Here is a 25,961-nt window from a genome sequence, read left to right on the forward strand (position 1 = left end):
TTCCTTTACTTAAGGCGCGTCAGATTTGATGCAAAGAACGTGGTATTTACCGTGTTCTTTCTCAGCCCCTTCGGTTTCATGTTCAAACCAGGGAACTCGTCATCCAGAGCATCAAGAGCTTTAAGGTATTGATCCGCGTATCGCGTTCACTTTTGGTGATACCCGTAAAGAATAGAAACATACTTGGAAATCCGTAATACCAAAGCGACTAAAATACGCACTCACCAATGCCCCTGGCACTGATGTAAAAACATACTTCAGCGCACATAGTCTTAAACAGCCGCCATACTCAGCGCTCGGTATTTCCCCAATTGTTATTGTCCCTTCCCTTTCCTCTACAGCATTGATTCATTCGCCATGCAAAAAACGCATGATCTTTTTGCATCTAATTCATTTGCTTCATGCCATTGATAACTCTACTCTACGCGCCTTTCTCACCCTGAGGTCGCTATGTTTCGAACATCATTGCAATCACAATCTTTGGCGTCTCAGCTCTGCCGCTGGGCAATCGTCCTTATGTTAACGCTTGTCGCGGTGCATCATTGCGCGCCTTTTCAGCGTGCATTAACGGAATATGCCGTCGACGGCGGGTGTCATCAACAACACAGAGAAGCCCCCCATCACTGAGTAAAACATGCGGTGCATATAACAGAGTCAGCACGCGCTATTTTCGAATTTACAAGCAATAAGTGAACACGATTCACTCTCAACGTTAAGGTAGTTTAATGAGTATTTTCCGTTTCCCGCTCGTCGTTTGGATGGGAATAGGGATATTGATCATCAGCCTAGGGATCAGGCAGTCATTTGGTATTTTCATGATGCCTATCAGCGACACGTTCCAAACAGGACGTGAATTTTTCAGCCTCGCCATTGCCGTGCAAAACCTCATGTTTGGCGCGTTCCAACCTTTTATCGGGATGGCAGCTGACAAATTTGGCGCAAAACGCATCATCGCTATTGGTGGTGTCGCTTACGCACTCGGCCTATACCTCACGTCCATCGCCACCAGTGCAGGCATGTTGTACGTGTCTCTTGGGATTTTGGTTGGCTTGGGTCTTAGTGCGACCAGCTACGTCATCATTTTGGGTGCGGTTGCCAAAGTTGTACCCGCAGAGCACACCGCGAAAGCATTTGGTTTAACCACTGCTGCAGGTTCATTTGGCATGTTTGCCGTGATCCCAGGCGCGCAGTCATTACTCGCCAATTTTGACTGGCAAACAGCCATGCAGGTTTTCGCGGTACTTTGTACCATCATGATTGCCTTCTCAGTTTTTGTAAGAACATCGCAAGGGGCGGGACTAGCAAACCCTGCTGACGACTCTCAAACACTAAAACAAGCACTCAAAGAAGCGTTCAACCACAAAGGTTACTGGTTCATTCATGCTGGTTTCTTTGTGTGTGGTTTCCAAGTCATGTTCATTGCTACCCACCTACCAAGCTACATTGCAGATAAGGGGCTACCCGGCAATACAGCAGCGATGGCATTGGCCTATGTGGGTATTTTTAATATCTTCGGATCGTATTTCTGGGGATTGATGGGCGATCGCTTCAACAAGCGCTACGTCATGTCTTCTCTATATATGATGCGCTCTGTGGTGCTGGCTCTTTTTGTGACGTTACCACTAACAACAGAAACCGCGACAATCTTTGGCGCAGCCATTGGTTTTTGTTGGTTAGGCACCGTGCCACTTACCTCAGGATTGGTTCGCCAAATCTTTGGAGCACGTTACATGTCGACCTTGTACGGTTTGGTTTTCTTTACACACCAAATTGGCAGCTTCATGGGCGCATGGGTAGGTGGTCGTGTCTTTGATCACTACGGTTCATACGAGCCGATTTGGTGGGCAACAGTGGTTCTCGCACTAACCGCAGCCATTCTTCACCTACCCATCAACGATAAACCGATCGTCCGTGTTGTAGCGCAACCCGCTTAATCCACTTAAACGGCTCGGTCAACATCGCTATTCAAGCAACATACATCGACTATGAAATGGGCCTTTATAAGGCCCATTTTCATGTCTATTCCTTGCGAAAAAGCTATTGTTTTTGGGCGTTTCACCGCTCATACAAAATGAGAGTATTTACTCGCGATTGCATTATTAATTGAACAATGTATCGGAAACGTTAACTAGTTGTTGATTCTGTTATCATTTATCAATGCTAGATATGCACCTCGCCCGCCTCCCTGCTAGTTTGAAAGCGAGTGCATTCAATACACCATTAATTAGGGGTTAAAAATGGGGAAACTCACGACACATGTTCTTGATACCGCAAATGGTGTGCCTGCCGCGGGTGTGAAAATATCGCTGTATCGCATTGATGATGATGGACTCAAACCCCTTCTTTCCACATCAACAAATCAAGATGGCCGAACTCAGCAACCGCTTCTAGAAAACGACGCTTTTCGTTCCGGCCAATATCAACTTGTGTTTTCGACGGCCGCGTATTTTCGTCATCGCAACACACCCGTTGACCCTATTCCCTTTCTTGATGAAATCGTGATTCGATTTGGTATCTCAGATCACAATCAGCACTTCCATGTGCCTTTACTTGTTTCCCCCTACAGTTACTCGACGTATAGAGGAAGCTAACGCCTTCGCTCTTACAAAAGCGCTTTACACAATAACGAGAAACCCGCTAACTAAAACGAAAAAAAGCCAGCTTTGGCGGGCTGGCTTGTCTTACTGAGGGATGTTTATAAAGAACATTTATTCCGCTAAAATTGGGTACGCTTCTGTGTAGATCCAATCATTGTCTTTAGCTGGAATATGGCAACCTAAACAATCAGTTTTGTAATCTGATGAAGCATTGACGCCAAGGTTATCTGGTTTAAAGAGCGCCCAACCCCATCCATCTCCCCATACACCAGTGTCTTGGAAACGACCTTCCGTGTCTTTTACCATGACAAACCATTGCTTAAGGTTTTCGGTTTCATAGTTAACACCAGCACCGGTTGTGAAATCGCCGCTCGCATGTGCGCGAAGTTCCTTAACCAGGGTCGCTCCGTCGGGGAATTTACCCGTTTTTTGGAAAGCCTCTACCGTTTCTTTTTCCGTATAAACGCCGTGGAAACCGCTCGCACCACCATCAGGAACAAACCACGATCCAAGATGGACCATTGACGTACGAAACCCTTCAGGAAAAGCGATGCTGCCGTCTGCATCAACAATCCCCGAAAAGGATGTGTTGTCTGATGCAATAGAGGTCGTAACTACCCCAGCGCTAGCCAGTAAAGCGAAAGCTATGATGCCTTTTTTCATTCTTGTCTACCTTATTTTAATGATGAAGACACGCCACCAATGGCAAGCTCACCGGTACCTTTACCCGCACGAAGTACTGGGTAGTACTGCGTAAATACAAAATCATCAGCTGCGGCGGCAGCGTGACAAGCATTACATGCAGCAGCAGGAAATGCCGTTGCTGTTTCTGTCAGTGACGAATGATCCGGCGTAGAAAAGCTGTAGTAAGACCAGTTACCCGGCTCGTTAGGGTTCACTTTTTTACTCTTGATAGTCGCTTCCAAGCCAATAAAGTCACCTTGAAAATACCCCGCGCCACTCACTGCCGCTTTTGAACCCACATCAACAAGTTCCTTAATGATGATGGTGCCATCACGGAACTCACCCGTTTCCTTCCAGTGCGTCCAGCTTTCAGGGTCAATGTACACATTGTGGTGCTCTGGAAAAGCCGCTTTGCCATTGTTCATATCATTAGGTGTAACGGGTGTCCCTACATAGACCCATTCACGATAACCAGTAGGACGCTCAAGGGCACCGTCTACAATAGTGAAATACTCTTGTGCAGAGACACTGGTTGACGCCAAGGTTAACGCGCTCAATAAAGCAGCCGCCCCCAATCCTTTAGTCAGAATTGAAGATGGAGTTTTTTTTGTTGCGAATGCTTTGTGTGCTTCCATTTATTGTTACTCCTTTCTAGTGACAAAATGCTCAGTAGACAAGCATTTGGTCAGAGCTTAGGCTATATAAGAAATGGGTGTAATCATCGGGAGACTCACATTGGCGCTTGGAAGAATCAAAAACGACGAAAACTTCAATTTGCTGACCGATATTCTTGAAACACTTAGGTTTAGAGGCTCAATTTTTCTAAGTTCTAACCTCTCAGCACCGTGGGGCATATCGCTCGATGAGAAAAGCTATCCGAGGTTTCACATTACGATGAAGGGGAGCTGCTTTTTTGGCGTCAATGGCCAAGAGCACGTTCAAGCCAATGAAATGGAACTCGTCTTTTTACCCAATGGCGATAAGCATTGGGTGGCAGATAATCCTGACAATCATAAAACGCCGAGTGAGAGCATGATTGAAGCGTGCTCGTTGAATGACCCCAAATTTCAAGAAGGCCCAACGACACACAAATTAATGTGTGGCATGGTGAAGTTTGATGATGATTTAAGCCATCCTTTACTTGACGCTCTCCCCAGTATTTTGCATTTCAAAAGCATTGCTCATGACAGTCCAGTTTGGAATCTCATCACCTTGATAGATCAACAGATCCAAGAGCTCGGCAATCATGACAACCTCATTATTGATAAGTTGACTGAAGTGCTATTTATCATGCTTTTGAGGAGTTATTTATCTGAGGATGCTGAAATATTTGATTTTCTAGGTACAACACGTGATAAAAGAATTTTGAAAGCTTTATCGCTCATGCACACACAACCCGACAATGACTGGACGCTTGATGAGCTGGGTAAACAAATCGGTATGTCACGTGCAACCATAGTGCGCCACTTCCAAGACGCAGTTGGAATGGCCCCCATTGCCTATCTAAATCACTGGCGTCGTCTCAAAGCATATCAAGCGATTCGATACACCGATGAATCGATTGATAAGATAGCGATTTCGTTAGGTTTTACATCCGGCCAAACACTCAGCCGCGCCATGATCCGTGAAATGGGTATTAGCCCGGGTGAGTTGCGAAAACAAAAGAAAAGTTAGCCCATTCCCCCCTAAAATAGCGCCTTCCAGACTAAAGCTGATACGTTAATACACAAAAAAACCGCATTAAAAAATGCGGTTTTTTTCATTTTTGGCGGTGAACGGTTAGAAGAGCCAACCTGTCGGGTTCTCAACCGCTTTTTTAGCATCCAATTGTTTCATGCCTTTGACCATACGAACGACAGTCCACACCAACCAAAACAACAAGATCAAGTAACCAACAAGCACCAATGACGTGATTGCACCAATGATCAGATAAAGCGCGCCAATCCAAAAAGTTCGAATCTGATATTGATAGTGGGTTTTCAGCCATTCAGGCGCGTCGCCACGGTTCACATAAGCCATAACAACACCAATAAGTGTCGTTAGGCCGAATAATATGCCCACTAAATACAACACATAAACAATTTTTGCCGTGCCTTCTGTCGAAGGTACATTTTCTACCATGGTATCACTCATTGTCCTCTCCTTTTGAATAGTGCTAAACGCATCAGATACTGTCTGACGCCATTTTATAACGAGACTGACACTAATATACCCAAGCCAAAGAACGGCATTGATGCGTCCATGACGAAGTTTCTCTTTTTGCGACAAGCCAGCGATCATTCAGTAACTGACTATGTTGTTTTTAACGGTTTCTTAGACATTCACATATAGATGGCACAAAAAAAGGCCAACCGGCCTTTTTGATTAATTGTCATACCCGACTAGGACGCTAACCTTGATAGCCCATAATGCGTGGCAGTGACAGCACCAAATCTGGTGACAGAATCATGATCACTAATGCAGCGAGCAGCGCAATAATGAAAGGAATAATCTGTTTGATAATGCCCGCTAACGGTATGCCTGTTGTTCCATTTATCACGAACAACAACACACCATAAGGCGGTGTTATCAGCCCTATCATCAAGTTTACAATGGTAATCACACCAAAGTGCACCAAGTCGATACCCAATTCACGGCATGCAGGAATAAACAGAGGAACGATGACCAAAATAACGGTTGTCGCATCCAGCAAGAAGCCAAGCGCAAGGTAAATCAAGTTGACGATGATCAGGAACGCCATCGGCGACAAATCCGCCGCAGCAATCATGTTCGCGATCGATGTCGGTACATTTTCTGTCGCAATGATGTAGTTAAAGATCAGCGCTGAGCCAATCACCAAACCGACAGACGCGGACGAATACGCACTTTCTTTTAACGCATGATACAGCTGCTTAAAGCTGATTGAGCGATACACCACTGCCGCAAGGAACAAGGCATAGGCTGCTGCAACCGCTGCAGCTTCCGTTGGCGTTGTAATACCACCATAGATACCAAACAGCAAAATGGCCGGCATAAGGAGTGTCGGTAGCGCGCGGAAAGTAATGCCTGGAATGTCTTTTATCGGCGTGCGAGGCTCTTTCACGATATCCATGCGCGAGGCGAGGAACGCATTCATCCCCATCAACATAATGCCCATCAACAAACCTGGAATAAGACCTGCAATAAACAAATAGCCGATTGATGTATCAGACACCAACGCATAAATCACCATCGGAATCGACGGAGGAATGATCGGTCCAATGGTTGCTGAAGCCGCGGTAATCGCCGCTGCATACGCAGGCGGATATCGACCATCTTTGGTCATCATGTTAATGATGACGCGACCGATGCCGGCAGCATCTGCAACCGCAGAACCCGACATGCCGGAGAAAATAAGGCTCGACACAATGTTCACATGCCCTAGCCCACCACGTAAGTGACCCACCAATGCAACGCAAAATTGCAGCAGCCTATCCGTGATGCTTCCTGCATTCATGATATTGGCAGCAGCAATGAACAAAGGCACTGCAAGCAAGATAAAACTGTTATAGAAACCTTGGATAATCTGCTCGCCCGCCAGCGCGAGATCTTGGCCACTGACCGCCAAATATACAATGGCACCAATGATCATAGAAAACGACACGGGTGTGCCAAAGGCGGCGAGTAAAAGGACAGTCACCAAGCAAAGTGTTAACGCTAAACTCATTGTTCCACCTGCTCATCCTTGTTGGCATCTGCGTCTTCATCCGTGACCTTGTATTTAGGGTTCAAATACTGAATCAACGACACGCTATAGCGGAGAATAATGACACCGAGGAAAACGCCATAAATACTGAATACATAATCAAGACGCCATTTTAAAATTGCGCTCTTCTTGATCTTGTAAAAAGTGATGTAATCCCACGTTGGCAAAAAGCTCATTCCGAAACCGATAATGATGCCCAAAGCCGATAAGATGAGAAATACGCGTTGGACTTTTCCCGGTACGCTTAAAAAGAGAAGGTCGAAGCGAATGTGGTCTTTATGGCGAAGACAAAACGCGCCCGCCCAGAAAATCACCCATAGCCACAAAGTCAGTAAGAGTTCAGATGACCAACCTATGGGTGAATTCAGGACGTAGCGTGAGAAAATCTGAGCACAAAACATCAGGAACATTGCCGCCAACATAGCGACGGCAACGCCATCTGCAATTCGCTGAAACCAAGTTAATATCGATTTCACACGCGACCTCATTACAGCTTATTGATTTTCTCTACCATGCCTTCAGGCCAAGTGTCAGAGAAATCTGATTCCAAGTACGCATTTTGTACGTGAGTACGGAACGCGTTTAGATCAGGTTCGTATACTTTTAGACCTTTTTCGACGAAGAAGTCCACCAGTTCACCTTCAAGTGCTAATTGGTTTTTACGACCAAATGCCGCTGCATCGTCTGCCGCTTTTTGCAATTGCGCTTGTTGTTCTGGCGTTAGCTTGTCCCACACCTTTTTAGAGATAGCGAGGTAGTTCAAGTCAACCAAATGGCTCGTCAAGACGATTTGCTTGGTTACTTCGTAGAATTTTGCATCTTTGTCTGTTGGAAGCGGGTTATCTTGCCCATCAACCGCACCGGTTTGAAGACCCGTGTAGACTTCAGTAAATGCCATTGGCGTTGGGTTAGCACCCAATGCTTTACCCAGGAACTGCCATGAGTCTGAACCCGGCATACGTAGCTTCACGCCCGCAAGATCCGCAGGTGTTTTCACTTCTTGATCGGTACGCAAGTTCAACTGACGACGGCCAAGGTAAATCACTGTTAGCAGTTTCACGCCCAGCGTATCTTCAACTTGCTCTTTCAATGGGTCCATAAAATCAGCGTTAAATACAGCCACTTGGTGGTCCGCATCACGGTGCATGTAACCAGCAGAGAAAATGGAGAACTCAGGGATAAATTCTGCCAGCTCTTGCGCCGATGCCATTGCCATGTCGAGGTTGCCACGCGCAATCGCTTCAAGCTCAGTACCTTGCTTGAACAGTGAGGCATTCCAGTGCGGTTCAAACTCAGCAAAACTTGCAACACCAGGACCAAATACCGTTGTTAGTGCAACTGCACGCTGATCGGTTTCTGAACTCGGTGCCGACAAACGCAATTTCATATCCGCCGCGCCAGCTGCTGTTGCAGCAAACATACTTACTGATAGCGCAGTCATCTTCATCAGGTTCTTCATCCAACTTGCTGATGATTGGGACAACAATTTCATACACCACTCCTTTGATTAAAGCCCTTACTGCGGGCCCTTATAGGGTCAACGCATTGATGCGTAATATGAATAAACGCATCAAAACAACAGTTGACCATGAATATGTCATTAGCGTAGACGAATAATTGATCACGATGTTAGCCAATTGTGTCTCAATTGTTAAAACATCATCTATTTTTAATTTTAGGTGATATTTTTTGTTTTATAGTGAAATTAACAAAACGTAGATTCATCTCAATTTTGCGGCAATGCGCATCGGCGATTGATGCATTAATAGAAGCGTTACAGACGTTACTTTCGTCGTTTTAAACAAAGAGAAGTAGCAATGACACTCTACGAAACACTTCGAACAGACTTATTGAAAGGCGAATTCAAGGCAGGCAGTCGCCTACGCATGGAGAGCCTGAAATCTCGCTATGGCAGCGGCGTTAACGTGCTCCGTGAAAGCCTCACGCGCTTAGCAAGTGATGGGTTGGTCGTGGCTGAAGGCCAGAAAGGTTTTCATGTCGCCAGTTTTTCGGTCAAGAAAATGGAAGAACTGACCAAGCTACGCATTTTGCTCGAAAGCGATGGTGCAAGACAGTCGTTTGCAGCGGGCGATATGGAATGGGAAAGCAACCTCGTTGCTGCTCACCACAAGCTCCAACACGTAGAGAGCAAGATGCAAAACAGCATCGAAGACAATTTCGTCATGTGGCACCGCTGCGACTACGAATTTCATGCAGCGCTGATTGGTGCGTGCCACTCTGAACTTCATATGCATTACCACCGCCAGCTTTATGACCAATTTCGACAATTTGTGATGATGGAATTACGTACGTCTGGATTTCGTGGGAAACACATTGTCGACGAACATGCTCTCATCCTCGATGCAGCGCTAGATAGAGATATTGACGCCTGCATTCATGCGCTTGAATCACACCTTGGTGGGTTTGTAGAACGCGTGAAAGCAACAAGCACAGAAAAATAACAAACAGTAAGACGCGATCGCTATTTTCACGCGTTAAAACGCGTGCTTTTACCCAATAGACAAGGAAAGCAAGAAAACATGGAAATGCTACGTATCGCCGTGGTCGGCGCTGGGCTGATTGGTAAAAACCATATTCGACTCGTTGATGCACACCCAAACTGCCAGCTCGCGGCAATTGTCGATCCTTTCGAAGCAAGCAAACAACTTGCAGAAGAATACAAAACGCCCCATTTTGCTGATCTTGAAGCCATGATCGACGCGATCGATGTCGATGGCGTGATTTTAGCAACACCAAACAACCTACACGTTACCCAAGCAAAAATGTGTATCCAACATGCCATTCCCGTGCTCATTGAAAAGCCCGTGTCACACACCGTTGAAGAAGCAACAGAACTGCTCAATATCGCGGTGAACACCCCAGGCATTTGGGATACTTTGCTGGTTGGCCACCACAGAATGCACAGCCCCATCATCAAACGTACCCGTGAAATCATCGACTCGGGTGTATTGGGTGCATTGGTGGCATCGCAAGGTAGCGCCGTGTTTTACAAACCCGATGATTATTTCGATGCAGCACCGTGGCGCACCAAAGAAGGTGGCGGCCCTATCCTGATTAACCTTATTCATGACATCGGCAACCTGCGCTATTTGTGCGGAGAAATCGTCGCCGTTCAAGCCATGGCATCCAGCCGTCGTCGTGGGTTTGATGTCGAAGACACCGTGTCGATTACCTTCAATTTCGAAAACGGCTCTCTCGGTACGTTCTTGTTATCAGACACCGCCGGTTCAGGCCGCAGCTGGGAGCAAACATCCCAAGAAAACAAAGCCTATTCGAGTTATGAAGACGAAGATTGCTACCACATCGCTGGCACTCACGGTTCGATCTCTGTTCCGACCATGCGATTAAAATACTACAAAGAAAAAGAAGACCGCTCTTGGTGGAAACCGTTCGAATGCGACAAGGTGTCGCTTGAACGTAAAGATCCACTGGTAGAACAACTGACCCACTTCTGCCGCGTAATCCGAAAAGAAGAGAAGCCACTGGTCACAGTACGAGATGGCTTACAAAACCTACGCGTTACAGAAGCTGTTGTTGAAGCGGTGAAAAACGGAAGAACCGTTTTTGTAAACGATATTGGTTAACTCTAGGGAATGGCAAAGGACTGTAACGATGAAATCTTTACTGGTGTTAAACGGCCCAAACTTGAATTTGCTCGGACAGCGAGAGCCTGAGCAGTATGGTTCTTCAACGCTAAATGATGTTGAAGCACTTTGTCGTCAAAAAGGCGAATCGTTGAACCTTGGTGTTGAATGCTTGCAAAGTAATCACGAGGGCGTATTGATAGATGCCATTCACGAAGCGGGCAGAAACCATAAAAGTGGTGAACTGCTCGGTGTTGTGTTCAATGCAGGCGCTTATACACACACCTCTGTGGCACTGCATGATGCAATCAAAGGTGCACAGGTCCCAGTGATTGAGTTGCACATTTCCAATGTGCATGCACGTGAATCATTCCGTCATCATTCCTATTTAACCCCTGCGGCTATTGGCGTTATCGCAGGGTTTGGCGTTAACGGCTACGCATTGGCTATTCAAGCCTTGGCGGATCGTGCGGAGATGTCGTTATGATTTACTCCATCGCGACGGTTTGCCTTTCCGGCACCCTAAGACAAAAAATCGAAGCCATTTCAAAAGCCGGATTTCGTGGTATCGAAATCTTTGAGAATGACCTGATCACCCACAATGGCTCTGTGCATGAAATTCGCAGCATGTTGGATAACCACGGCCTAGATGTGGTTACCTACCAACCTTTTCGAGATTTTGAAGGCCTGCCTGCCCCCTATCGTCAAAAAGCTTTTGATCGCGCCGAGCGTAAATTCGATTTAATGGAAGAGTTAGGCACCGATCTGTTAATGGTGTGCAGTAGCGTATCACCCCACGCATTAGGCGGGATTCAGCGCGCAGCTGATGACTTCCATGAATTAGGCGAACGCGCTGCAAAACGCAATATGCGCGTGGCTTATGAAGCACTCGGTTGGGGGAAATACGTGTGCGATTACCGCGACTCTTGGGAAATCGTGCGCCGCGCCAATCATGAAAACGTGGGCGTGTGCTTAGACACCTTTCATATTTTCTCGCGCCAAACTGAGCTCGACACCATGCTCAACATCCCAGGCGACCGCATATTCTTGGTGCAAGTTGCCGACGCACCTAGCCTGTCGATGGATCATTTAAGCTGGAGTCGCCATTATCGTTGCTTCCCTGGACAAGGGGATTTACCGCTCGATAAGTTCGTTGCCAACATGCGTGCGACGGGATATGACGGCCCCTTCTCTCTCGAGATTTTCAATGACCAATTCCGCTCAGGCTCAACAGAGAAAACAGCGCGAGATGGTTATCGTTCCTTGGTTTTCGCCAATCAAGCCATTGAGAAAACACCCGATATCGAGCCTGAAAAGATTTCAACGGTTTCACCGCCATCAGAAATCCAATTCATTGAGTTTGCGTTGAGTGCCAACGAGAAAGACGCCTTAAGCAATATTCTGGCGCAGCTTGGCTTCTGCCATACAGCAACGCACAGAAAGAAAGACGTGGAGCTTTGGCGACAAGGTAACATCAACCTCGTGATGAATATGGAACCTGACAGCTTTGCGCAGCGATTCCACCAGCAGCATGGTGTGTCAGTTTGTGCCGTCGGGCTAACGTGTCACAACGTCAATGACATGGTTGAACGCGCCAACCAACTAGGGTTCCCCCCAGTTTATGGCAACCCAGAGACAGATACCCATGGTATTCCCGCCATTCATGGCCCAGGCGAAAGCCTGCTTTATATGGTTGATGACGCTGACAAACCTGCGCATTGGGAACGTGAATTCGTCTGGCACGACAACCTGCAGCCTCAAGGTTTTCTTAACCGCGTCGATCATGTCGCGACAACAATGAGCTACGAAGAAATGCTGCATTCCGTGCTCTTGTATCGCTCAATGTTTAGCATGGAAACCATGCCGACCGTGGATGTTTCTGACCCCGGCGGGCTTGTAAAAAGTCAGGCGCTACAAACACCAGACGGTGCAGTCAGTTTCACGCTGAACAGCAGCCAATCAGCACGAACCGTATCAACCCGTATATTGGACAAATACGCTGGAACCGGTGTAAACCACATCGCCTTTGCCACCACAGATATTTTTGCCATTGCAGAGTTCATGCAAAAGCAATCGAGCACCACCATGGCGGTCACGGCGAATTACTATGACGACATCGCCGCCCGATTCTCGTTGTCAGATGACGTGTTGAACAAAATGAAACGTTTTAACATTCTGTATGACGAAGATGAGCATGGCACCTTCTTCCAGCTATATACCACGCTGTTTGCAGGTCGATTCTGCTTCGAAATCTTGCAACGAAATGGCTATAAGGGTTTTGGCGCCGCAAACAGCCAAATGCGTTTGACCATGCAGGCGAGAGAATTGGCGGGGTAGAAATCAATAAAAGCCCCTTATCTTGGGGCTTTTATTGAATTGCGTACGATGCTATTGCTGCTCAACGATTGTCCATCCAGCGGGTAGCCCTTGATTGGTCATCGTTTCTTTTATGCTTTCTTTTTGACCGCCGGTGGCGCTATAAAACCCATAATTAAAACTAGAACCGCCAACGGCATCATAGTCGACACTTCCCTCAAATCCTTTCTTCAGAATAAGTACCTGATCAGCCTTAACCTCAAAACTCAGCCCTGCATAACTTGTTAAATAGGATTTTGAATCATTAAAAACACGGCGATAGTTAGCGTAACAGCGATATTCTCCTACTGAATAGTCACCTGGCGCTAGATTCGTAATCAGTGAATATGTTGGTTTCTTGCCAACATATATTTCTTCTTTGATGCCTTCGTTAAGATCACTCGGATCAACAAATGTTTTCTTGATAACTAATTCTAGAGAACGACAAGGGTATTTTTTTGACTCTGAGTTAGTCACAATTGAGATTGGAATTGCTATAGCCCCAGTTCCATTGGTAGCTTCCAACTTGTTTGTTGCCATATGAGTACAACCAGCTAGAAAAGACGATACGGCAATGGTGAAAACACCACATCTCGATAAATTTTTCATTTCCTCTCCTTAGGAATTTACAGACATACTAAGGCTACCAATATAGTTTGACAGCGATTGTCTTATTATAGGTACAAAAAGGGAGCCACTTGGCTCCCTTGTTTTTACGTATATCGAGAAAACTTAGTCACGATCTTGGTCGAAATCTCCGTGGAAGTGACCGTGATCAGCCGTCTCGCGAGACGCTGCTTTGATTTTTTCACCGATGCGGTGTTTATCTTGCGGCGCTGAACGAAGAAGCGAACGTTGTTTCTGTTCTTCTTGCTCTTCAAACAACTCTTCTGTCATCGCAAAGTACGTCGCGACATACGCCAACGCGCGCGAGTTTTTGGTCAAGGCTTCGTTGCTTACGTTGTTCAAGTCATCACACGCTTGGTGGTAACACTTGTCATAAGCCACATCCACTTCACCGCCGAACAACTCCGCTTCTTCAGCACTTTTCACACGCTCTGCACCCGTGAACAAACCACCGAATGCCACACCCCAGTCAGCAAAGCCAGAGTAGTCTGAACGTTTTGACAATGCTTGAGGAATGGTTGCCTCGTCGTTGTCGGTAAAGAACTCATTGAACAAGTTTTCGATGTCAGATGTGCCTTTAGGCGGTTCGAAATCACCCGGATACGCATTGTTCGGATCGTCTTTCGTATCCGACAAATCACCATCCATCACGCCGTAGATATAGTTTGGCGAACCGATCATATCGAAGTTTAAGTACATCTTGACGGGATTAAGCGCGTTATAGCGTGCTTCTACCATGTCACGTTGTGCATCCGTTAACTCAGAAGGATCAGTGATACCTAGCTCTTCCATGATTTGCGTTTGTGCGTCATTGTAAATCGCACCGAACACTTCATTGGTATAGTAGTCAGAACCTACGAGACCCGCTTCCTCCGCGGCCCACCAAGCAAAACGCACCTTGTTCTTCTGATCAACATGCAGTTTTTTCAGTTTCTTTTTCAAACGAATCGCGTATTCAAGGATGCCCGCGGTGCCTGAACCATTATCGTTAATGCCAGGCCCTTCAGGCACGGAATCCAAGTGTGCGCCTACCATGACGATTTGATCAGGATCGCCCCCTTTGGTTTCAGCGAGCACATTGCGAGTTTCGACAACTTCATCTTCGACAGACACATTCAGCGCCGCAGCAATCGTGTTTGCCTCAAGTGCGTCATACCATTCTTTACCGAGATCATAACGTGCACCAAACGCTGGGATGGTCGCTTCACTGTCGCTACCCAATGTGCCGTTTACAACCGCTTTTCGGCCATCATTGTTGCCTTGGTTAAAGACAATTGCCCCAACTGCACCCGCATTTTCAGCGTTCACCACTTTGGCATTGAACGTACAGCCACCCCGCTGGATAACGGCAACTTTGCCAGACACATCAATACCGTCAAAATCTGATGCTTCGCAGCCATCAGTGTCATCATAATCTGGAGATTCAAAATTGAAATCGGGCGTTACAAAGGCAATATCAGCGCTGACTGCGCCATCAGAACCACCAGAGTAAGACATGGTTGCAAAGTCCGCGGGAATATCGTCCGTCGCATTACGAACATGCACCAGCGCTTGTCCATTCACGCTTAACGATGTACCACTCTGCTCCTCCCAAGCACGAAAATCGAAGGCTTGATAAGTCACTTCGTAGCCATGGCGCTCTAACGTCTCCGTAATGTAATCGACGGAATTCGCGTAACCATCGGAACCTGCGGCGCGTGTTGTTGATTCACCATCAGGCGTTGGTACCGCAATGGCCTCTAACCCTTCTAAATGGTCAACAAGGCGCTTTTCCTTCATCGCATTACTGACTTTTTTAGCGACCCATCGCGGGTCTTCACAACCCGCGAAACCCGTTAAAAGGGCAGCACTGATCGCAACCACGATCACTTTCTTTCCACTAACGTTGAATGTTTTCATTATTGTCATCCTTTTTAACTGACTCAGTCAGTCAAACACTCAAAAAATTAATGTTCCAGAAATCAGGCAAATAAAATACAGATATGTTGGCAGAGAATCACACTTCCTCATTTAATATATAAACGAGTCAAAAAGAGTATTTTCGCCTTGATGAAGAGACATATTCTTAACGAAAGAGAGGAAGTGTTAAATGTAAAGTGAGGTGCGGAATTCATTTTTTCAATATAATTATTAAAACATATATGTGTGATAACGACAACAGCGTGTTATTTTCAACAGTATATTTAAACATCAAGCTGCATAGGCATTCACACAAAGCAAATATCGACGTTTATGTGTAAAAAGAAAATGTGTGCGCCAGATCATCACATCACTCCCTCTGCCCCGCCATTCTTGAACACAAAGGCGGCGTTGGAAATTTAAATATGCAACCACGATTGAAATTCGAGCAGAGATGGATAATTTCGCTCAAAATCACTGGCCGTTTGAACACAATTAAACATGACCAATGTCGTCATGGTTTTCTTTCAATATATTTACAAGAAAATATAATAATCGAACGCGTTCACGTCACATTAGATTTTAGAAACTCAACACCAGAACATATTGACAAAGATTAAGGAAAAATTAAAACCATAACCAAGTCAATCCACATTGCCTTTATAAACATCCGGATCCCAACGTTGCATGAATATTTCAGGGTTTTCAATTTCCTCAAACCCATACTTTTTATATAACCCTTGGGCATCTCGCGTAGCTAACATAATCCTACGAAGCCCTTTAAGTTCAGGGTGATGTGCAATGCTATCCAAAATCAGGCGACTGATGCCTTTCCCTTGATGAGCCTCAACCACAAACACATCCGCCAAATACGCGAACGTCGCACGGTCCGTGATCATTCGAGCAAACCCCACTTGCTCACCTTTCGCAGTCAATGCGGCAAAACACAACGAGTTCTTTATTCCTCTTACCAATGTCTCTTTGGGAATGCCTTTCGACCAATAGCTGTTAGAAAGCACATCATGAATCACATCGATATCAAAATCATCGAAGTGTGTGCTGACTGTATAGTTATCCATAACGCATCTCCCAGCATTGGTTTGGTTTGGTTTGGTTTGGTTTGGTTTGGTTTGGTAAAATGATTGGCTGTTCCGATCATGCGTCCTCGGCTCTCACACATCAACTCACATTCCTTACTATTTCCTCGCATATTTCCAACGAAAGCGCCCAAAACCTCCTAATATTAGTTTTATCATTACCAAGGGTGAGCAGACCCTATTACCTCTTACTTTTCAGTAATAAGAATCTTGTCAGAGTGTCGAGAGAGGTGTTTAAACGCCCTAATACCCTCACAAAACTAAGGTCGTTAAGTGGTATCATAGCCCCATGAAATCTGCATTTTTTGCGTCTCTGCGTTCTGTTTGATGAAAAACAGCGTACAAATACCACTTTACTCTTCAAAGCCGCGGTGTGGCGCGATTCATCCTTTTTAATGCGAACGTTAGACTTCGTCATCGGTCGCCTATCTAACCTCGAAACATACGGATATGAATACGAGTATTTTTGTCAGGATCAGACCCATCCTGTTTACCATTTTTGGGTTCGCGATCAGCCATAACCTCTTTTTCGTCATGCTACCAATACGCATGAAGGAAACGGGCTACGAAACATCAAACATCGGCCTCGCGATGAGTATGTTTGCGGTTGGTGCCATCTGTGCGGGGCTTTTTGGATCGCGCGCTGTACTTCGGGCGGGTCATATTCGTGCCTTTGCCTCCATGGCAGCGACCATTTCCATTGTTTCTGTCATCCATAGTTACACCAGCAATATCTGGTTAACGGGTGGCCTGCGAATGATTGCGGGGTTTTGTTATGTCACGAGTTTTATCACGCTTGAGAGTTGGCTAAACGTTCTGAGTGATCGGAGCAACCGTGGCCGGGTTTATGCCACGTATCAAATTTGTTTCGCCGTTGGTTTTGGTACTGCACCGTTTTTGTTCAGCATTTTTAGCGAAAGCGACCCAAGGTTATTTGGCCTAATCTCTGTGTTTTTGTGCTTCTCGCTCATCATCATGTCGATGAGCCGATTGCCCGCCCCCGAACTACCGGCAAAGAGCGCACCACTGTCACTCAAGCAATTATGGCGATATTCGCCATCAGGCACCCTTTCCTGTTTCTGTGCCGGGTTAATCAATGCCGCTAGCGTGTCTTTGATTTCGTTATATGCCTATGACAAAGAAATATCTGGCCTCTGGTTGTCCTTAATTTTGGGTTCTTATCAAATGGGTGGGCTGCTCACGCAGTTTCCAACAGGTTGGTTAGCTGATCGCTTTGATAAGCGTGTCATCGCTTCAGGCTTAATGGTCATGGGGATCATCAGTAACAGTCTCATCGTTTTGGATAATTTCTATCCCTATCCCATAGAACTGCTCGCCGTCTTGTTCTGGATATCTGGGGGTTCCGGCGTTGCCTTGTTCCCACTCGCCGTCACACAAGTGTTTGACCATATCGACTCAAAAGAAGCAATGCCAGCGACCAGTACCATGCAGATTTTACTCGGCACGGGCGGCGTTATCGGGCCTATCATTGCCAGTCAGTTAATGAATGCATTCAGCGTGGTTTGGTTGTACTACTACATCATCGCCGTTCATATTTTTGTGTTCACGTTTTTGATGTTCAGAAAACTGTTTGTCCGCACCGAAACACTTCCTTCAACCACACCATTCAAGGTGAATGTTCAGCCCATTCCTGGCGCGTCTGAGCTTGATCCTATGCTCGACTTTAAAGACACCAACACCACCAATCCAGAACTGAAACTCTTGATTGCAGCCCTGGGACAAAATCCCTCAGACCCGGGTTTGTTGATTAAACTCGCTTTGCAAGGCTCTGCTTTGAATGCCAATGACGTCGCCAAAAATATCGTCATGGCCTATCCAAAACGTTCCGGAGAGATTCTGCGTCATCTCATAGAACAATTCCCGAAACGTCGCCTCGAAGTGGCCTATTCCCTGCACGATTTGTTCATATTGAGAAAAGAACGCATCAACACACTGATCCAAGAAGCATTGTTAGATGGTGCTTCAGCCGATGAAGCGTCCGCCATCATGGATTTGATTGATGAAATTAAAACCAAGCTAGATGAGAATATAGACACCCTTTCGCCATAAACATGACTTTCAATACACAACTGCCTAGACAATTTAACTAAGTGTAAATAAATACTTACAATGCGTTTCATTTGTTAATATTTTGATTTAAAAATGCGACTACGTTGCTACACTTGAATCAGATCATATGAAAAGAATTGAATTATAGGTGCGGTTTGAAAAAAGCAGTTGTTATTGGGGTCTTCGTCGTTATTTGTTCTCAGATCCTTGGCTGTCAGTGGGATGATCCTATTTTTACTGATGGGTCTGGAACATCTCAATCTGGTGAGAGCTTGGTGATCGGTGTTCCAGAGACCACCTCACAATCTGCTGAACTTAACGTTAACGACTCTCTCAAGCTTCAAGCGGTATTTTATTCTGAAGATTCTGGTGTGGACATCACTGATTCCGTTTTATGGGAAGTGTCTAACCCCGTTGTCGCAGACATAAATGACGAAGGAACTATTACAGCGCTCAGTGAAGGGATGACATCCATTTTTGCTACGTATAACAATGTCAAAAGCCATGTATTTTCCCTCACTATCATCAAACCCTACTTGACCAGCATTACCATCCTAGCGACGGATGAAAGTGTTTTTATCTCTGATTCTCCAACGTTTAGAGCGTCCGGCACATTCAGCAATGGTGAAACAGACGATGTCACATCACTTGTCGACTGGCATTCCTCGAACAGCACAGTGGTATCGATCTCAAATACTGGTATCCCCTCATTAAATTCTGTCGGTACAACGACCATTTCAGCGTCATCCAATGGCTTCACCAGCAATAGCCTCCCACTCACAATTGTTGCAACAGTAATGACGGACCTTACGTTGTTTCCCGCAACGGCGTCGGTAGCATTTGAGGGAAGTCAGGCATTTAATGCCATTGCAACGTACAACGATGGCGGCACATCTGACGTGACCAATTCTGTCACCTGGAACAGCACGGTGAGTGACATCGCACACTTTTCATCCAACACGGTAACAGGTGTAACGACTGGGAGTACGCAGATCACTGCATCATTGAATGGAATCACTAGCTCACCCTCTGACTTCAATGTTGCTACATTTCCTTTGTGCGGAGGCATTGTGAATGATGTCGACCTCAACAATGCTGCTGGCGCATGTCTCAAGGTCGCATTCTTTGCGGACAGGTACGTTACAGGCACACCGAGTGAGGCTGCTATGATTGCCCTCGGGTATACGTTAGACAGTACTTCTAGCAATACTGGCAAGACCTATGGTGAACTCGTTTCGGAAACGCTTGCTGGAGGGACTACAGCTTATTTTGCCAGTTTCCAACAAACAGGGCTTGGTTGGGACAGTGACTTAGAGAGTGACACATTTGGCGCAGACGGTGCGTATGATAGGTTTTGCAACCACCTTGCGGACATTAACTTCAATTACAAAAACAACTGGCGCCGAATTGTATTGGGTGACATGAACAAAACAAGAAACAGGTTTGGAAACATGAAAGCCAATCATGGCTGGGCTGCTTCAGAGCGAGAGTACAATACAAAAGTCGCTACTCACGTTTCTTTTTCCGGTTTCTTTACTAATAGCTTTATTGAAGACACGGGCCTTGGGAAAAGTAAACCGGAAACGCCTAACTATGCGGCCTGCCTTTCCCCCCCCAGCTAACGTCCCGATTCCATTTTATTCAAGGTCGCTGGCACAATCAGCTTGTGGATGGGGCCGACGAAAAACATGTACACCTTACCGAGGCGATTTTTAACGTGCACCACGGTACTTGCTGTGACAGTGGCGTGATCGCCATGTGGGGCGATGTGAAACGACACTTTAACATCAAGATGTTTGTCTTGGTCTTCCATGATCACCTCGACGGGTGATTGGTAGATCATGGTAAAAATACCGACACGATCACCGACCTTGTAATCTGTTTTGTCGGGAGCGAAATCATCGAAATTCCCCAAATGTTTTAAGCCTATTGCGGATGTAATACGATTGCGCAATCGCATCAACGCACCCACCCATCTTGGCGTGCTATTCATTACCTGCAAATACACATCCATCGCCGTTTCCCCGTTATAACGGATCTCTCGATCATGGTTGTCGGAAAATGTGGCGTCGTGACTGTATTGTTTCAGCATGACATGGTTAGGTATTCCGTCCATTGGCGCTTCCTCTAAAAATTCATATCGAAAGTCGTAAAATTTTCTGCTGTTTTGACCTTACGAATTGCCTTGCCCAGATTCAATGGCAAAAGCCACGCAATTGGCTGCATGCTCGCCGCATCTGGTAGAAACCTTAACCACATCTCATAAACACTGTCGAACAATGCGGATGTGTTACATCATCGAAAAACCATTCAATGGTACGCAATGGCATTAAAACCTTCCGTTTTTTCTGACTTAATGATTGACTTACTTTTGTTGAGTCTTTAGTATCCGCTCCCAGCAAAAAGACAAGCCGTAACGACGAGTCTTTTCAACAAGTTACCCGCCAAACGTCAGCTGATCCCGGTCAGTTGTTTTTCTTTTTTTATAAAGAGAGAGACAACAACTTTTGGATTCGGCATGACAACGCAAACGATTACTCAAAACACCCCTACAACATCTTGGCAAAACAAAGCCATTCTTAGCGTCGCATTCCTTATGGCAACAACATCCGTTGGCCCTGGATTTCTTACGCAAACTGCCGTATTCACCAACATCTACAAGATGGACATGGCCTTCCCTGTTTTCGCATCGATGTTTATCACCTTCGGTATTGTGATGAACCTTTGGCGCATCGTGGGTGTGTCTGGCCTTCGCATTCAAGACATTGCCAACAAAATCGCCCCAGGTGCGGGTTACTTCATCGGCATTTTGCTCGCCCTTGGCGCCGTCGCGTTCAACTTCGGTAACGTCAGCGGTTCAGCACTTGGCATCAATGTTCTGACAGGTGTGGATACCACATGGGGTGCCTTGTTTACGGGTGTGATTGGTTGCTTGTTGTTTGTTGTACACAACGCCTCAAAACGCATGGACCAAATGGCGCGCTACCTCGGCCTGTTCATGATTGTGCTGATTGCCTACGTCGCCATGACGAGCTTGCCGCCAATGGGCGAGACGCTGACCGCTGCGGTTATGCCTGCTGATATTGGTAATCTTCTACTCCCTACCCTGACCATCGTGGGTGGCGCAGTAGGCGGCTATTACACGGGCGCACAACGCTTGGTGGACATTGGCCTGCAAGGCAAAGAAAACGTTAAGACCATCAAAACGGCTGCATGGGCCGGCATTTCCATCGCCGTCGTGATTCGTATCCTGCTGTTCCTTGCCGTGTTCGGTGTGATTGCAACAGGTGCAACGCTTGATAGCTCAAACCCAGCAGCCGATGCGTTCCGCCAAGGCGCAGGCGAAGTGGGTTACTTCATCTTTGGTTTGGTGTTGTTTGTTGCCTCGATCACCTCGGTTGTCGGTAATTCCTACATGGCAATATCATTGATTAAGACCCTGTTCCCAGTGGTTGCTCGCAACGAAAAAGCATGGTGTGTGGCGTTCATTATCATCACCAGTGTCGGTACTGTGATGATGAACATGCCAATTCTACTGCTTATGCTTGCAGGCTTGGTGAACAGCATTATCCTGCCAGTGGTGTTGGCCTTCGTACTGGCTGCAACGCGACGTAAAGACATCGTAGGCAACTACAAACACCCGCTATACCTGACCCTTTCAGGCGCGTTGATTGTTGTTATCATGGCCGCTGCAAGTTTCAGCAACATTGGTAACTTCGTGAGCAAGTTTGTGGGTTAACCCGACCGCTAAACACCAGAAAGCCGTCGACAACGACGGCTTTCTTTCAGTGTCCGCGATGGCGAAAAAGGCTAGTCGCGGTCGCGCTCCGAATCCATCACTTTCATCTGCCCGTCTGCGTACCGCGCGCCAATCACCATGTCTTCGTGCAGCAAAGCACCAATTTCATCACGAAGACTGTCACTGAGCGATACTTGCGTAGCGCCAATGTTTTCGCGCATGAACTCAATGTGTTTCGTGCCCGGAATCGAGACTAAGGTTTTGTTGCCTTGGCTATCGGCTTGCGCCATTAACCACGCTAACCCTAGCTGACCTGTCGTGCATTTAAGCTGCGCGGCAATGTCTTTGAGCGGTTCGAGCAATTGAATATTTTTGGCAAACGCCTCAGGCTCAAAACGCGGACGTGCGTTGTTCGTGCGAATATCACCGTCACCATAGTGCGTAGCATCTTGCGCTTTGCCCGTTAAAAACTGGCGTGCTAATGGCGAGAATGCCACAAAAGTGGTGTCAAATTCTTCGCAGGTTGCCAGCATCTGAATTTCTGGCAAGCGAGACCACAAAGAGTACTCAGACTGCACAGCGGCAATCGGATGCACCGCATTCGCACGACGCAGTGTGTCGCTCGATATTTCTGACAACCCAATCTCGCGAATCTTCCCCGCTTTTACGAGGTCAGCCAACGCCCCTACACTTTTTTCAATCGGCACATTTGGGTCTAATCGGTGCAGATAATACAAGTCAATCACGTCAGTTTGTAAGCGCTGCAAGCTCGCTTCACATTGTTGGCGAATCGTTTCAGGGCGGCCATCAATGGTCGGCTTACCGTCTTTCTTGAACAGCGCGCATTTGCTGGCAAGCACATATTCATGTCGACGTGTTTTCAGCGCTTTTGCCAATAATTCTTCATTCTTGCCACCGCCATACATGGTGGCCGTATCAAGGAAGTCATAACCCACATCCAACGCTTCATTGAGCAGTTTGATTGAGGTCGGTTCGTCTGCAGGGCCGTAGCCGTGCGACATGCTCATGCAACCTAAACCAATGGGAGAAACCTGTAGCGAACCAATTCTGCGCTTATCCATTCTGTGTTTTTCCGTGTTATGCATAACAAGTCGAGCTTTAAACAAAACAACCCTCCCCGTTAAAGGAAGGGTTTATACATTACGTATTGTGCCGGGTGACATGCAAAGCATGTACATCACGAATCTGCGGTTTAAATGAGCACTTTCTCTATTTCATCCAAGACTTTCATTGCCGCCAATGCCTGATTCACGCTGGCGTTGGGTTCACGACCCCCACGGATGGCTGCAATAAACTCACGATCTTGAAGTTCAATGCCGTTCATCGATACATCGACCTTGCTCACGTCGATAGGATTCTCACGCCCATCCACCAGATCATCATAACGCGCAATGTAAGTGCCGTTATCACAGATATAACGGAAGAAGGTCCCCAGCGGGCCATCGTTATTGAACGATAAGGACAAGGTACATAACGCACCAGACGCGGTTTTCAAGCCAATGCTCATGTCCATCGCGATGCCAAGTTCAGGATGTTTAGGCCCTTGCATGCCTTGCACCTGAACAATCTCTTCACCGGTTTGATACGCAAACAAATCGACCGTGTGACACGCATGGTGCCAAAGCAGATGATCGGTCCAACTGCGCGGTTCACCCAATGCATTCAGGTTTTGTCTGCGGAAGAAATAGGTTTGCACGTCAAGCTGTTGAAGTTTCAACTCTCCGGCGCGGAATTTCTTGTTGAGGTATTGATGGCTTGGATTGAAACGGCGCGTGTGTCCGGCCATGGCGACTGTGCCCGTTTCTTTTTGCACACGAACAATGCTTTCTGCATCTTCCAGCGAATCCGCCATCGGGATTTCAACCATGACGTGCTTGCCCGCTTGCATCACTTGGATGGCTTGTCGGGCATGTATAGGTGTCGGCGACGTAATAATTGCCGCCTCAACACCCGGCTGTGCCAGCGCTTCCTGTAAGTCCAACGTCCAGTGCGTGATGCCATACTTCTCTGCGGTCGCACGGGTGCTTTCTTCTACACCACCCGCAATCGACACTACCTCCACGTCATCAATGTTTTTCAGCGCATCCAAGTGCTTGTGGCCGAATGCACCCTCTCCCACCATGATGATTTTCATTCGCTACTCCTTGAACCTAAGTCTGCCTTGAACGTCAGCGTGCCTTGTGTGACCCTGTCACTGGCATTTTCTAAAACGGTTAACCCATAGTGGGAATTCGACACAGGTGCGTGAGTGAATCGATAAACCTCATCCACCTTTTCATCCATTGCGCCGCGCATGACAAGCCACATGATGGCTTCAATGCCTTCTGAACCCGCTTCACGCAAATATTCAGTGTGAGACACTGCCTTTGCCGCATCAGGATCATTCACCATCATGTCTAACCAATGGCAGTCATACTCAGTGTTGATCAGTCCCGCGCGCTCACCTTGAAGCTGATGCGATAAACCGCCCGTGCCGAAAATGGCCACTTTCGTCTCTTCAGGGAAAGATTCCACCGCTTTACGGATAGCTTTTCCAAGATTAAAGCAACGATTGCCCGTCGGTTGCGGGTATTGCACTACATTCACCGCCAGTGGGATCACTTGGCACGGCCATGCTTTCGGTTGCCCGTAAGCCACAGACAACGGCACGGTAAGACCATGATCCACATCCATGTCGCTCACGATGGTCATGTCGAATTCATCAAGCACCAGTGATTCTGCAATGTGCCAAGCTAACTCGCTGTTACCTTCACATGCCGGTACTTGGCGCGGGCCATAGCCTTCGTCAGCCGGGTTAAACGTCGGCGCTACACCAATGGAAAACGTCGCCACAGATTCCAGCGAAAAGGCAGACGCATGATCGTTATACACAATCAGGCATACATCAGGTTTAACGGTTTCCATCCATTCTCGTACAGGCTGAATACCGTTAACAAAGCGCTGCCAGTAGTCGCTGTGAGCGGGGTCATACATGGTGCCGTTATCCATAGCCGCACCGATTGACGGAATATGAGAGGTACCAATACCGCCGACTATTTTACCCATTCGCATCATCCTTGTTCTTGTTGGCCGCACGGCGAGCAAAATCGCTGTTCGCATCACCTTGATAGTGCGCACGGTTTTCTGGCTTGGAATAGTACTCCGCCCATTCCTGCTTACTGCGATTACCGTCGATACCGCGGCCACCCGCGAGCATCATGTCGCGAAAATCGTCAACGTTCATGTTGTTGCCCGACATCGCCGCGCCAGCATGTTGCATGGTCATACCATCAAAAATGGCCAGTTTGAAGGTGTAATAGATATTGCCACCCAAACGTAACATTCCGAGCCAATCTCGTGATAATACCGCGTCACGCTGCGCGTCAGTCATGGGGTATTTATCAAGGTATGCGGCTTCATCCTGGCGAAACACATCACGGTTCGCCGCCTTGTTGAGAGACAAACAAAACATGTTCAAGTGATAGCCTTGGCGCGATGCCTGCCCGTCGAACACATAGGTGCCGGGAATGTCGTCATAATCTCTTTTTTCGCGCATTATTCACT

At 46.9% G+C, this 25,961-nt stretch carries 24 protein-coding genes; 10 read left to right on the top strand and 14 right to left on the bottom strand.

Going from position 1 to position 25,961, the window contains the following annotated elements; translation table 11 throughout:
• The first annotated feature begins 725 nt into the window (after positions 1-725).
• Positions 726-1,934, top strand: coding sequence for an MFS transporter (locus tag BCT27_RS07760; protein WP_102318374.1), 1,209 nt, complete (start codon positions 726-728; stop codon positions 1,932-1,934).
• Positions 1,935-2,237: 303 nt separating this feature from the next.
• Entirely contained in the window at positions 2,238-2,591 is a 354-nt protein-coding gene (gene uraH / locus BCT27_RS07765; RefSeq protein ID WP_102395474.1) for a hydroxyisourate hydrolase, read from the top strand.
• Positions 2,592-2,708: 117 nt separating this feature from the next.
• On the opposite strand, the gene BCT27_RS07770 is transcribed toward uraH, so the two are convergent.
• Both BCT27_RS07770 and BCT27_RS07775 read right to left on the bottom strand, forming a co-directional pair.
• Positions 2,709-3,260, bottom strand: a complete 552-nt coding sequence (locus tag BCT27_RS07770; RefSeq protein ID WP_102395475.1) for a cytochrome P460 family protein — start codon at positions 3,258-3,260, stop codon at positions 2,709-2,711.
• Between the two features lie 11 nt (positions 3,261-3,271).
• Positions 3,272-3,916, bottom strand: coding sequence for a cytochrome P460 family protein (locus BCT27_RS07775; RefSeq protein ID WP_102395476.1), 645 nt, complete (start codon positions 3,914-3,916; stop codon positions 3,272-3,274).
• Positions 3,917-3,989: 73 nt separating this feature from the next.
• Here BCT27_RS07775 and BCT27_RS07780 point away from each other — a divergent pair, with 73 nt between their 5' ends.
• Complete coding sequence (locus BCT27_RS07780; RefSeq protein ID WP_102318370.1) at positions 3,990-4,955, top strand: AraC family transcriptional regulator; 966 nt, start codon at positions 3,990-3,992, stop codon at positions 4,953-4,955.
• 105 nt (positions 4,956-5,060) lie between these two features.
• Here BCT27_RS07780 and BCT27_RS07785 read toward each other — a convergent pair whose 3' ends face one another.
• From BCT27_RS07785 to BCT27_RS07800, 4 genes are all read right to left on the bottom strand, one after another.
• Positions 5,061-5,414 carry a DUF4870 family protein gene (locus tag BCT27_RS07785; RefSeq protein ID WP_074928809.1) on the bottom strand — a complete coding sequence of 118 codons (354 nt, stop codon included), beginning with the start codon at positions 5,412-5,414 and terminating at the stop codon, positions 5,061-5,063.
• A gap of 256 nt (positions 5,415-5,670) precedes the next feature.
• Entirely contained in the window at positions 5,671-6,966 is a 1,296-nt protein-coding gene (locus tag BCT27_RS07790) for a TRAP transporter large permease (RefSeq protein WP_102318369.1), read from the bottom strand.
• The gene (locus BCT27_RS07795) at positions 6,963-7,481 is read right to left on the bottom strand and encodes a TRAP transporter small permease (protein WP_241905209.1); all 519 of its coding nucleotides are present in this window, start codon (positions 7,479-7,481) and stop codon (positions 6,963-6,965) included. The genes BCT27_RS07790 and BCT27_RS07795 overlap by 4 nt, the downstream gene beginning before the upstream one ends.
• 11 nt (positions 7,482-7,492) lie before the next feature.
• On the bottom strand, positions 7,493-8,497 hold the full coding sequence (locus tag BCT27_RS07800) for a sialic acid TRAP transporter substrate-binding protein SiaP (RefSeq protein WP_102318368.1): 1,005 nt from the start codon (positions 8,495-8,497) through the stop codon (positions 7,493-7,495).
• A 325-nt stretch (positions 8,498-8,822) separates the two neighbouring features.
• On the opposite strand from BCT27_RS07800, the gene BCT27_RS07805 reads away from it, so the two are divergent.
• From BCT27_RS07805 to BCT27_RS07820, 4 genes are all read left to right on the top strand, one after another.
• Positions 8,823-9,467, top strand: a complete 645-nt coding sequence (locus BCT27_RS07805) for a GntR family transcriptional regulator (protein ID WP_102318367.1) — start codon at positions 8,823-8,825, stop codon at positions 9,465-9,467.
• Positions 9,468-9,545: 78 nt separating this feature from the next.
• Positions 9,546-10,610, top strand: coding sequence for a Gfo/Idh/MocA family protein (locus tag BCT27_RS07810; protein ID WP_102395477.1), 1,065 nt, complete (start codon positions 9,546-9,548; stop codon positions 10,608-10,610).
• A 28-nt stretch (positions 10,611-10,638) separates the two neighbouring features.
• Positions 10,639-11,097: a type II 3-dehydroquinate dehydratase gene (gene aroQ / locus BCT27_RS07815; protein ID WP_102395478.1), complete on the top strand. Its 459-nt coding sequence runs from the start codon at positions 10,639-10,641 to the stop codon at positions 11,095-11,097.
• A complete protein-coding gene (locus BCT27_RS07820; RefSeq protein WP_102395479.1) occupies positions 11,094-12,947 on the top strand; it encodes a bifunctional sugar phosphate isomerase/epimerase/4-hydroxyphenylpyruvate dioxygenase family protein in 1,854 nt (617 codons plus the stop codon). Before aroQ ends, BCT27_RS07820 begins: the two co-directional genes overlap by 4 nt.
• 51 nt (positions 12,948-12,998) lie before the next feature.
• Here BCT27_RS07820 and BCT27_RS07825 read toward each other — a convergent pair whose 3' ends face one another.
• The 3 genes from BCT27_RS07825 to BCT27_RS07835 form a co-directional block, all read right to left on the bottom strand.
• Positions 12,999-13,574, bottom strand: coding sequence for a hypothetical protein (locus BCT27_RS07825; protein WP_102395480.1), 576 nt, complete (start codon positions 13,572-13,574; stop codon positions 12,999-13,001).
• A gap of 123 nt (positions 13,575-13,697) precedes the next feature.
• Complete coding sequence (locus BCT27_RS07830) at positions 13,698-15,491, bottom strand: M28 family metallopeptidase (protein WP_102318362.1); 1,794 nt, start codon at positions 15,489-15,491, stop codon at positions 13,698-13,700.
• A 644-nt stretch (positions 15,492-16,135) separates the two neighbouring features.
• A complete protein-coding gene (locus tag BCT27_RS07835) occupies positions 16,136-16,570 on the bottom strand; it encodes a GNAT family N-acetyltransferase (protein ID WP_102318394.1) in 435 nt (144 codons plus the stop codon).
• 468 nt (positions 16,571-17,038) lie between these two features.
• On the opposite strand from BCT27_RS07835, the gene BCT27_RS07840 reads away from it, so the two are divergent.
• Both BCT27_RS07840 and BCT27_RS07845 read left to right on the top strand, forming a co-directional pair.
• On the top strand, positions 17,039-18,658 hold the full coding sequence (locus BCT27_RS07840; protein WP_102395481.1) for an MFS transporter: 1,620 nt from the start codon (positions 17,039-17,041) through the stop codon (positions 18,656-18,658).
• A 155-nt stretch (positions 18,659-18,813) separates the two neighbouring features.
• Positions 18,814-20,280: an Ig-like domain-containing protein gene (locus BCT27_RS07845; protein ID WP_198597527.1), complete on the top strand. Its 1,467-nt coding sequence runs from the start codon at positions 18,814-18,816 to the stop codon at positions 20,278-20,280.
• Here BCT27_RS07845 and BCT27_RS07850 read toward each other — a convergent pair.
• Positions 20,277-20,774 carry a DUF2867 domain-containing protein gene (locus BCT27_RS07850; RefSeq protein WP_102395483.1) on the bottom strand — a complete coding sequence of 166 codons (498 nt, stop codon included), beginning with the start codon at positions 20,772-20,774 and terminating at the stop codon, positions 20,277-20,279. The genes BCT27_RS07845 and BCT27_RS07850 overlap by 4 nt on opposite strands.
• Positions 20,775-21,176: 402 nt before the next feature.
• On the opposite strand from BCT27_RS07850, the gene BCT27_RS07855 reads away from it, so the two are divergent.
• Positions 21,177-22,397: an NRAMP family divalent metal transporter gene (locus tag BCT27_RS07855; protein WP_102395484.1), complete on the top strand. Its 1,221-nt coding sequence runs from the start codon at positions 21,177-21,179 to the stop codon at positions 22,395-22,397.
• A gap of 71 nt (positions 22,398-22,468) precedes the next feature.
• Here BCT27_RS07855 and BCT27_RS07860 read toward each other — a convergent pair whose 3' ends face one another.
• The 4 genes from BCT27_RS07860 to ligA all read right to left on the bottom strand — a co-directional run bounded on the left by BCT27_RS07860 (position 22,469) and on the right by ligA (position 25,953).
• The gene (locus BCT27_RS07860; protein WP_102395485.1) at positions 22,469-23,479 is read right to left on the bottom strand and encodes an aldo/keto reductase; all 1,011 of its coding nucleotides are present in this window, start codon (positions 23,477-23,479) and stop codon (positions 22,469-22,471) included.
• A gap of 131 nt (positions 23,480-23,610) precedes the next feature.
• Entirely contained in the window at positions 23,611-24,552 is a 942-nt protein-coding gene (locus BCT27_RS07865) for a Gfo/Idh/MocA family oxidoreductase (RefSeq protein WP_102395486.1), read from the bottom strand.
• Entirely contained in the window at positions 24,549-25,463 is a 915-nt protein-coding gene (locus tag BCT27_RS07870) for a class III extradiol dioxygenase subunit beta (protein ID WP_102395487.1), read from the bottom strand. The genes BCT27_RS07865 and BCT27_RS07870 overlap by 4 nt, the downstream gene beginning before the upstream one ends.
• Positions 25,456-25,953, bottom strand: a complete 498-nt coding sequence (ligA, locus tag BCT27_RS07875; protein ID WP_102395488.1) for a protocatechuate 4,5-dioxygenase subunit alpha — start codon at positions 25,951-25,953, stop codon at positions 25,456-25,458. The genes BCT27_RS07870 and ligA overlap by 8 nt, the downstream gene beginning before the upstream one ends.
• Positions 25,954-25,961: the final 8 nt, after the last annotated feature.

The organism is Enterovibrio norvegicus, from assembly GCF_002876705.1.
GTDB classification, from domain to species: Bacteria; Pseudomonadota; Gammaproteobacteria; order Enterobacterales; family Vibrionaceae; genus Enterovibrio; species Enterovibrio norvegicus_B.

Excerpts from the sequence above, each read along its gene's own strand:
- BCT27_RS07760 (WP_102318374.1), top strand. The coding sequence starts at position 726 with ATGAGTATTTTCCGTTTCCCGCTCGTCGTTTGGATGGGAATAGGGATA.
- uraH (WP_102395474.1), top strand. The coding sequence starts at position 2,238 with ATGGGGAAACTCACGACACATGTTCTTGATACCGCAAATGGTGTGCCT.
- BCT27_RS07770 (WP_102395475.1), bottom strand. The coding sequence starts at position 3,260 with ATGAAAAAAGGCATCATAGCTTTCGCTTTACTGGCTAGCGCTGGGGTA.
- BCT27_RS07775 (WP_102395476.1), bottom strand. The coding sequence starts at position 3,916 with ATGGAAGCACACAAAGCATTCGCAACAAAAAAAACTCCATCTTCAATT.
- BCT27_RS07780 (WP_102318370.1), top strand. The coding sequence starts at position 3,990 with ATGGGTGTAATCATCGGGAGACTCACATTGGCGCTTGGAAGAATCAAA.
- BCT27_RS07785 (WP_074928809.1), bottom strand. The coding sequence starts at position 5,414 with ATGAGTGATACCATGGTAGAAAATGTACCTTCGACAGAAGGCACGGCA.
- BCT27_RS07790 (WP_102318369.1), bottom strand. The coding sequence starts at position 6,966 with ATGAGTTTAGCGTTAACACTTTGCTTGGTGACTGTCCTTTTACTCGCC.
- BCT27_RS07800 (WP_102318368.1), bottom strand. The coding sequence starts at position 8,497 with ATGAAATTGTTGTCCCAATCATCAGCAAGTTGGATGAAGAACCTGATG.
- BCT27_RS07805 (WP_102318367.1), top strand. The coding sequence starts at position 8,823 with ATGACACTCTACGAAACACTTCGAACAGACTTATTGAAAGGCGAATTC.
- BCT27_RS07810 (WP_102395477.1), top strand. The coding sequence starts at position 9,546 with ATGGAAATGCTACGTATCGCCGTGGTCGGCGCTGGGCTGATTGGTAAA.
- aroQ (WP_102395478.1), top strand. The coding sequence starts at position 10,639 with ATGAAATCTTTACTGGTGTTAAACGGCCCAAACTTGAATTTGCTCGGA.
- BCT27_RS07820 (WP_102395479.1), top strand. The coding sequence starts at position 11,094 with ATGATTTACTCCATCGCGACGGTTTGCCTTTCCGGCACCCTAAGACAA.
- BCT27_RS07825 (WP_102395480.1), bottom strand. The coding sequence starts at position 13,574 with ATGAAAAATTTATCGAGATGTGGTGTTTTCACCATTGCCGTATCGTCT.
- BCT27_RS07830 (WP_102318362.1), bottom strand. The coding sequence starts at position 15,491 with ATGAAAACATTCAACGTTAGTGGAAAGAAAGTGATCGTGGTTGCGATC.
- BCT27_RS07835 (WP_102318394.1), bottom strand. The coding sequence starts at position 16,570 with ATGGATAACTATACAGTCAGCACACACTTCGATGATTTTGATATCGAT.
- BCT27_RS07840 (WP_102395481.1), top strand. The coding sequence starts at position 17,039 with ATGAATACGAGTATTTTTGTCAGGATCAGACCCATCCTGTTTACCATT.
- BCT27_RS07850 (WP_102395483.1), bottom strand. The coding sequence starts at position 20,774 with ATGGACGGAATACCTAACCATGTCATGCTGAAACAATACAGTCACGAC.
- BCT27_RS07855 (WP_102395484.1), top strand. The coding sequence starts at position 21,177 with ATGACAACGCAAACGATTACTCAAAACACCCCTACAACATCTTGGCAA.
- BCT27_RS07860 (WP_102395485.1), bottom strand. The coding sequence starts at position 23,479 with ATGGATAAGCGCAGAATTGGTTCGCTACAGGTTTCTCCCATTGGTTTA.
- BCT27_RS07865 (WP_102395486.1), bottom strand. The coding sequence starts at position 24,552 with ATGAAAATCATCATGGTGGGAGAGGGTGCATTCGGCCACAAGCACTTG.
- BCT27_RS07870 (WP_102395487.1), bottom strand. The coding sequence starts at position 25,463 with ATGGGTAAAATAGTCGGCGGTATTGGTACCTCTCATATTCCGTCAATC.
- ligA (WP_102395488.1), bottom strand. The coding sequence starts at position 25,953 with ATGCGCGAAAAAAGAGATTATGACGACATTCCCGGCACCTATGTGTTC.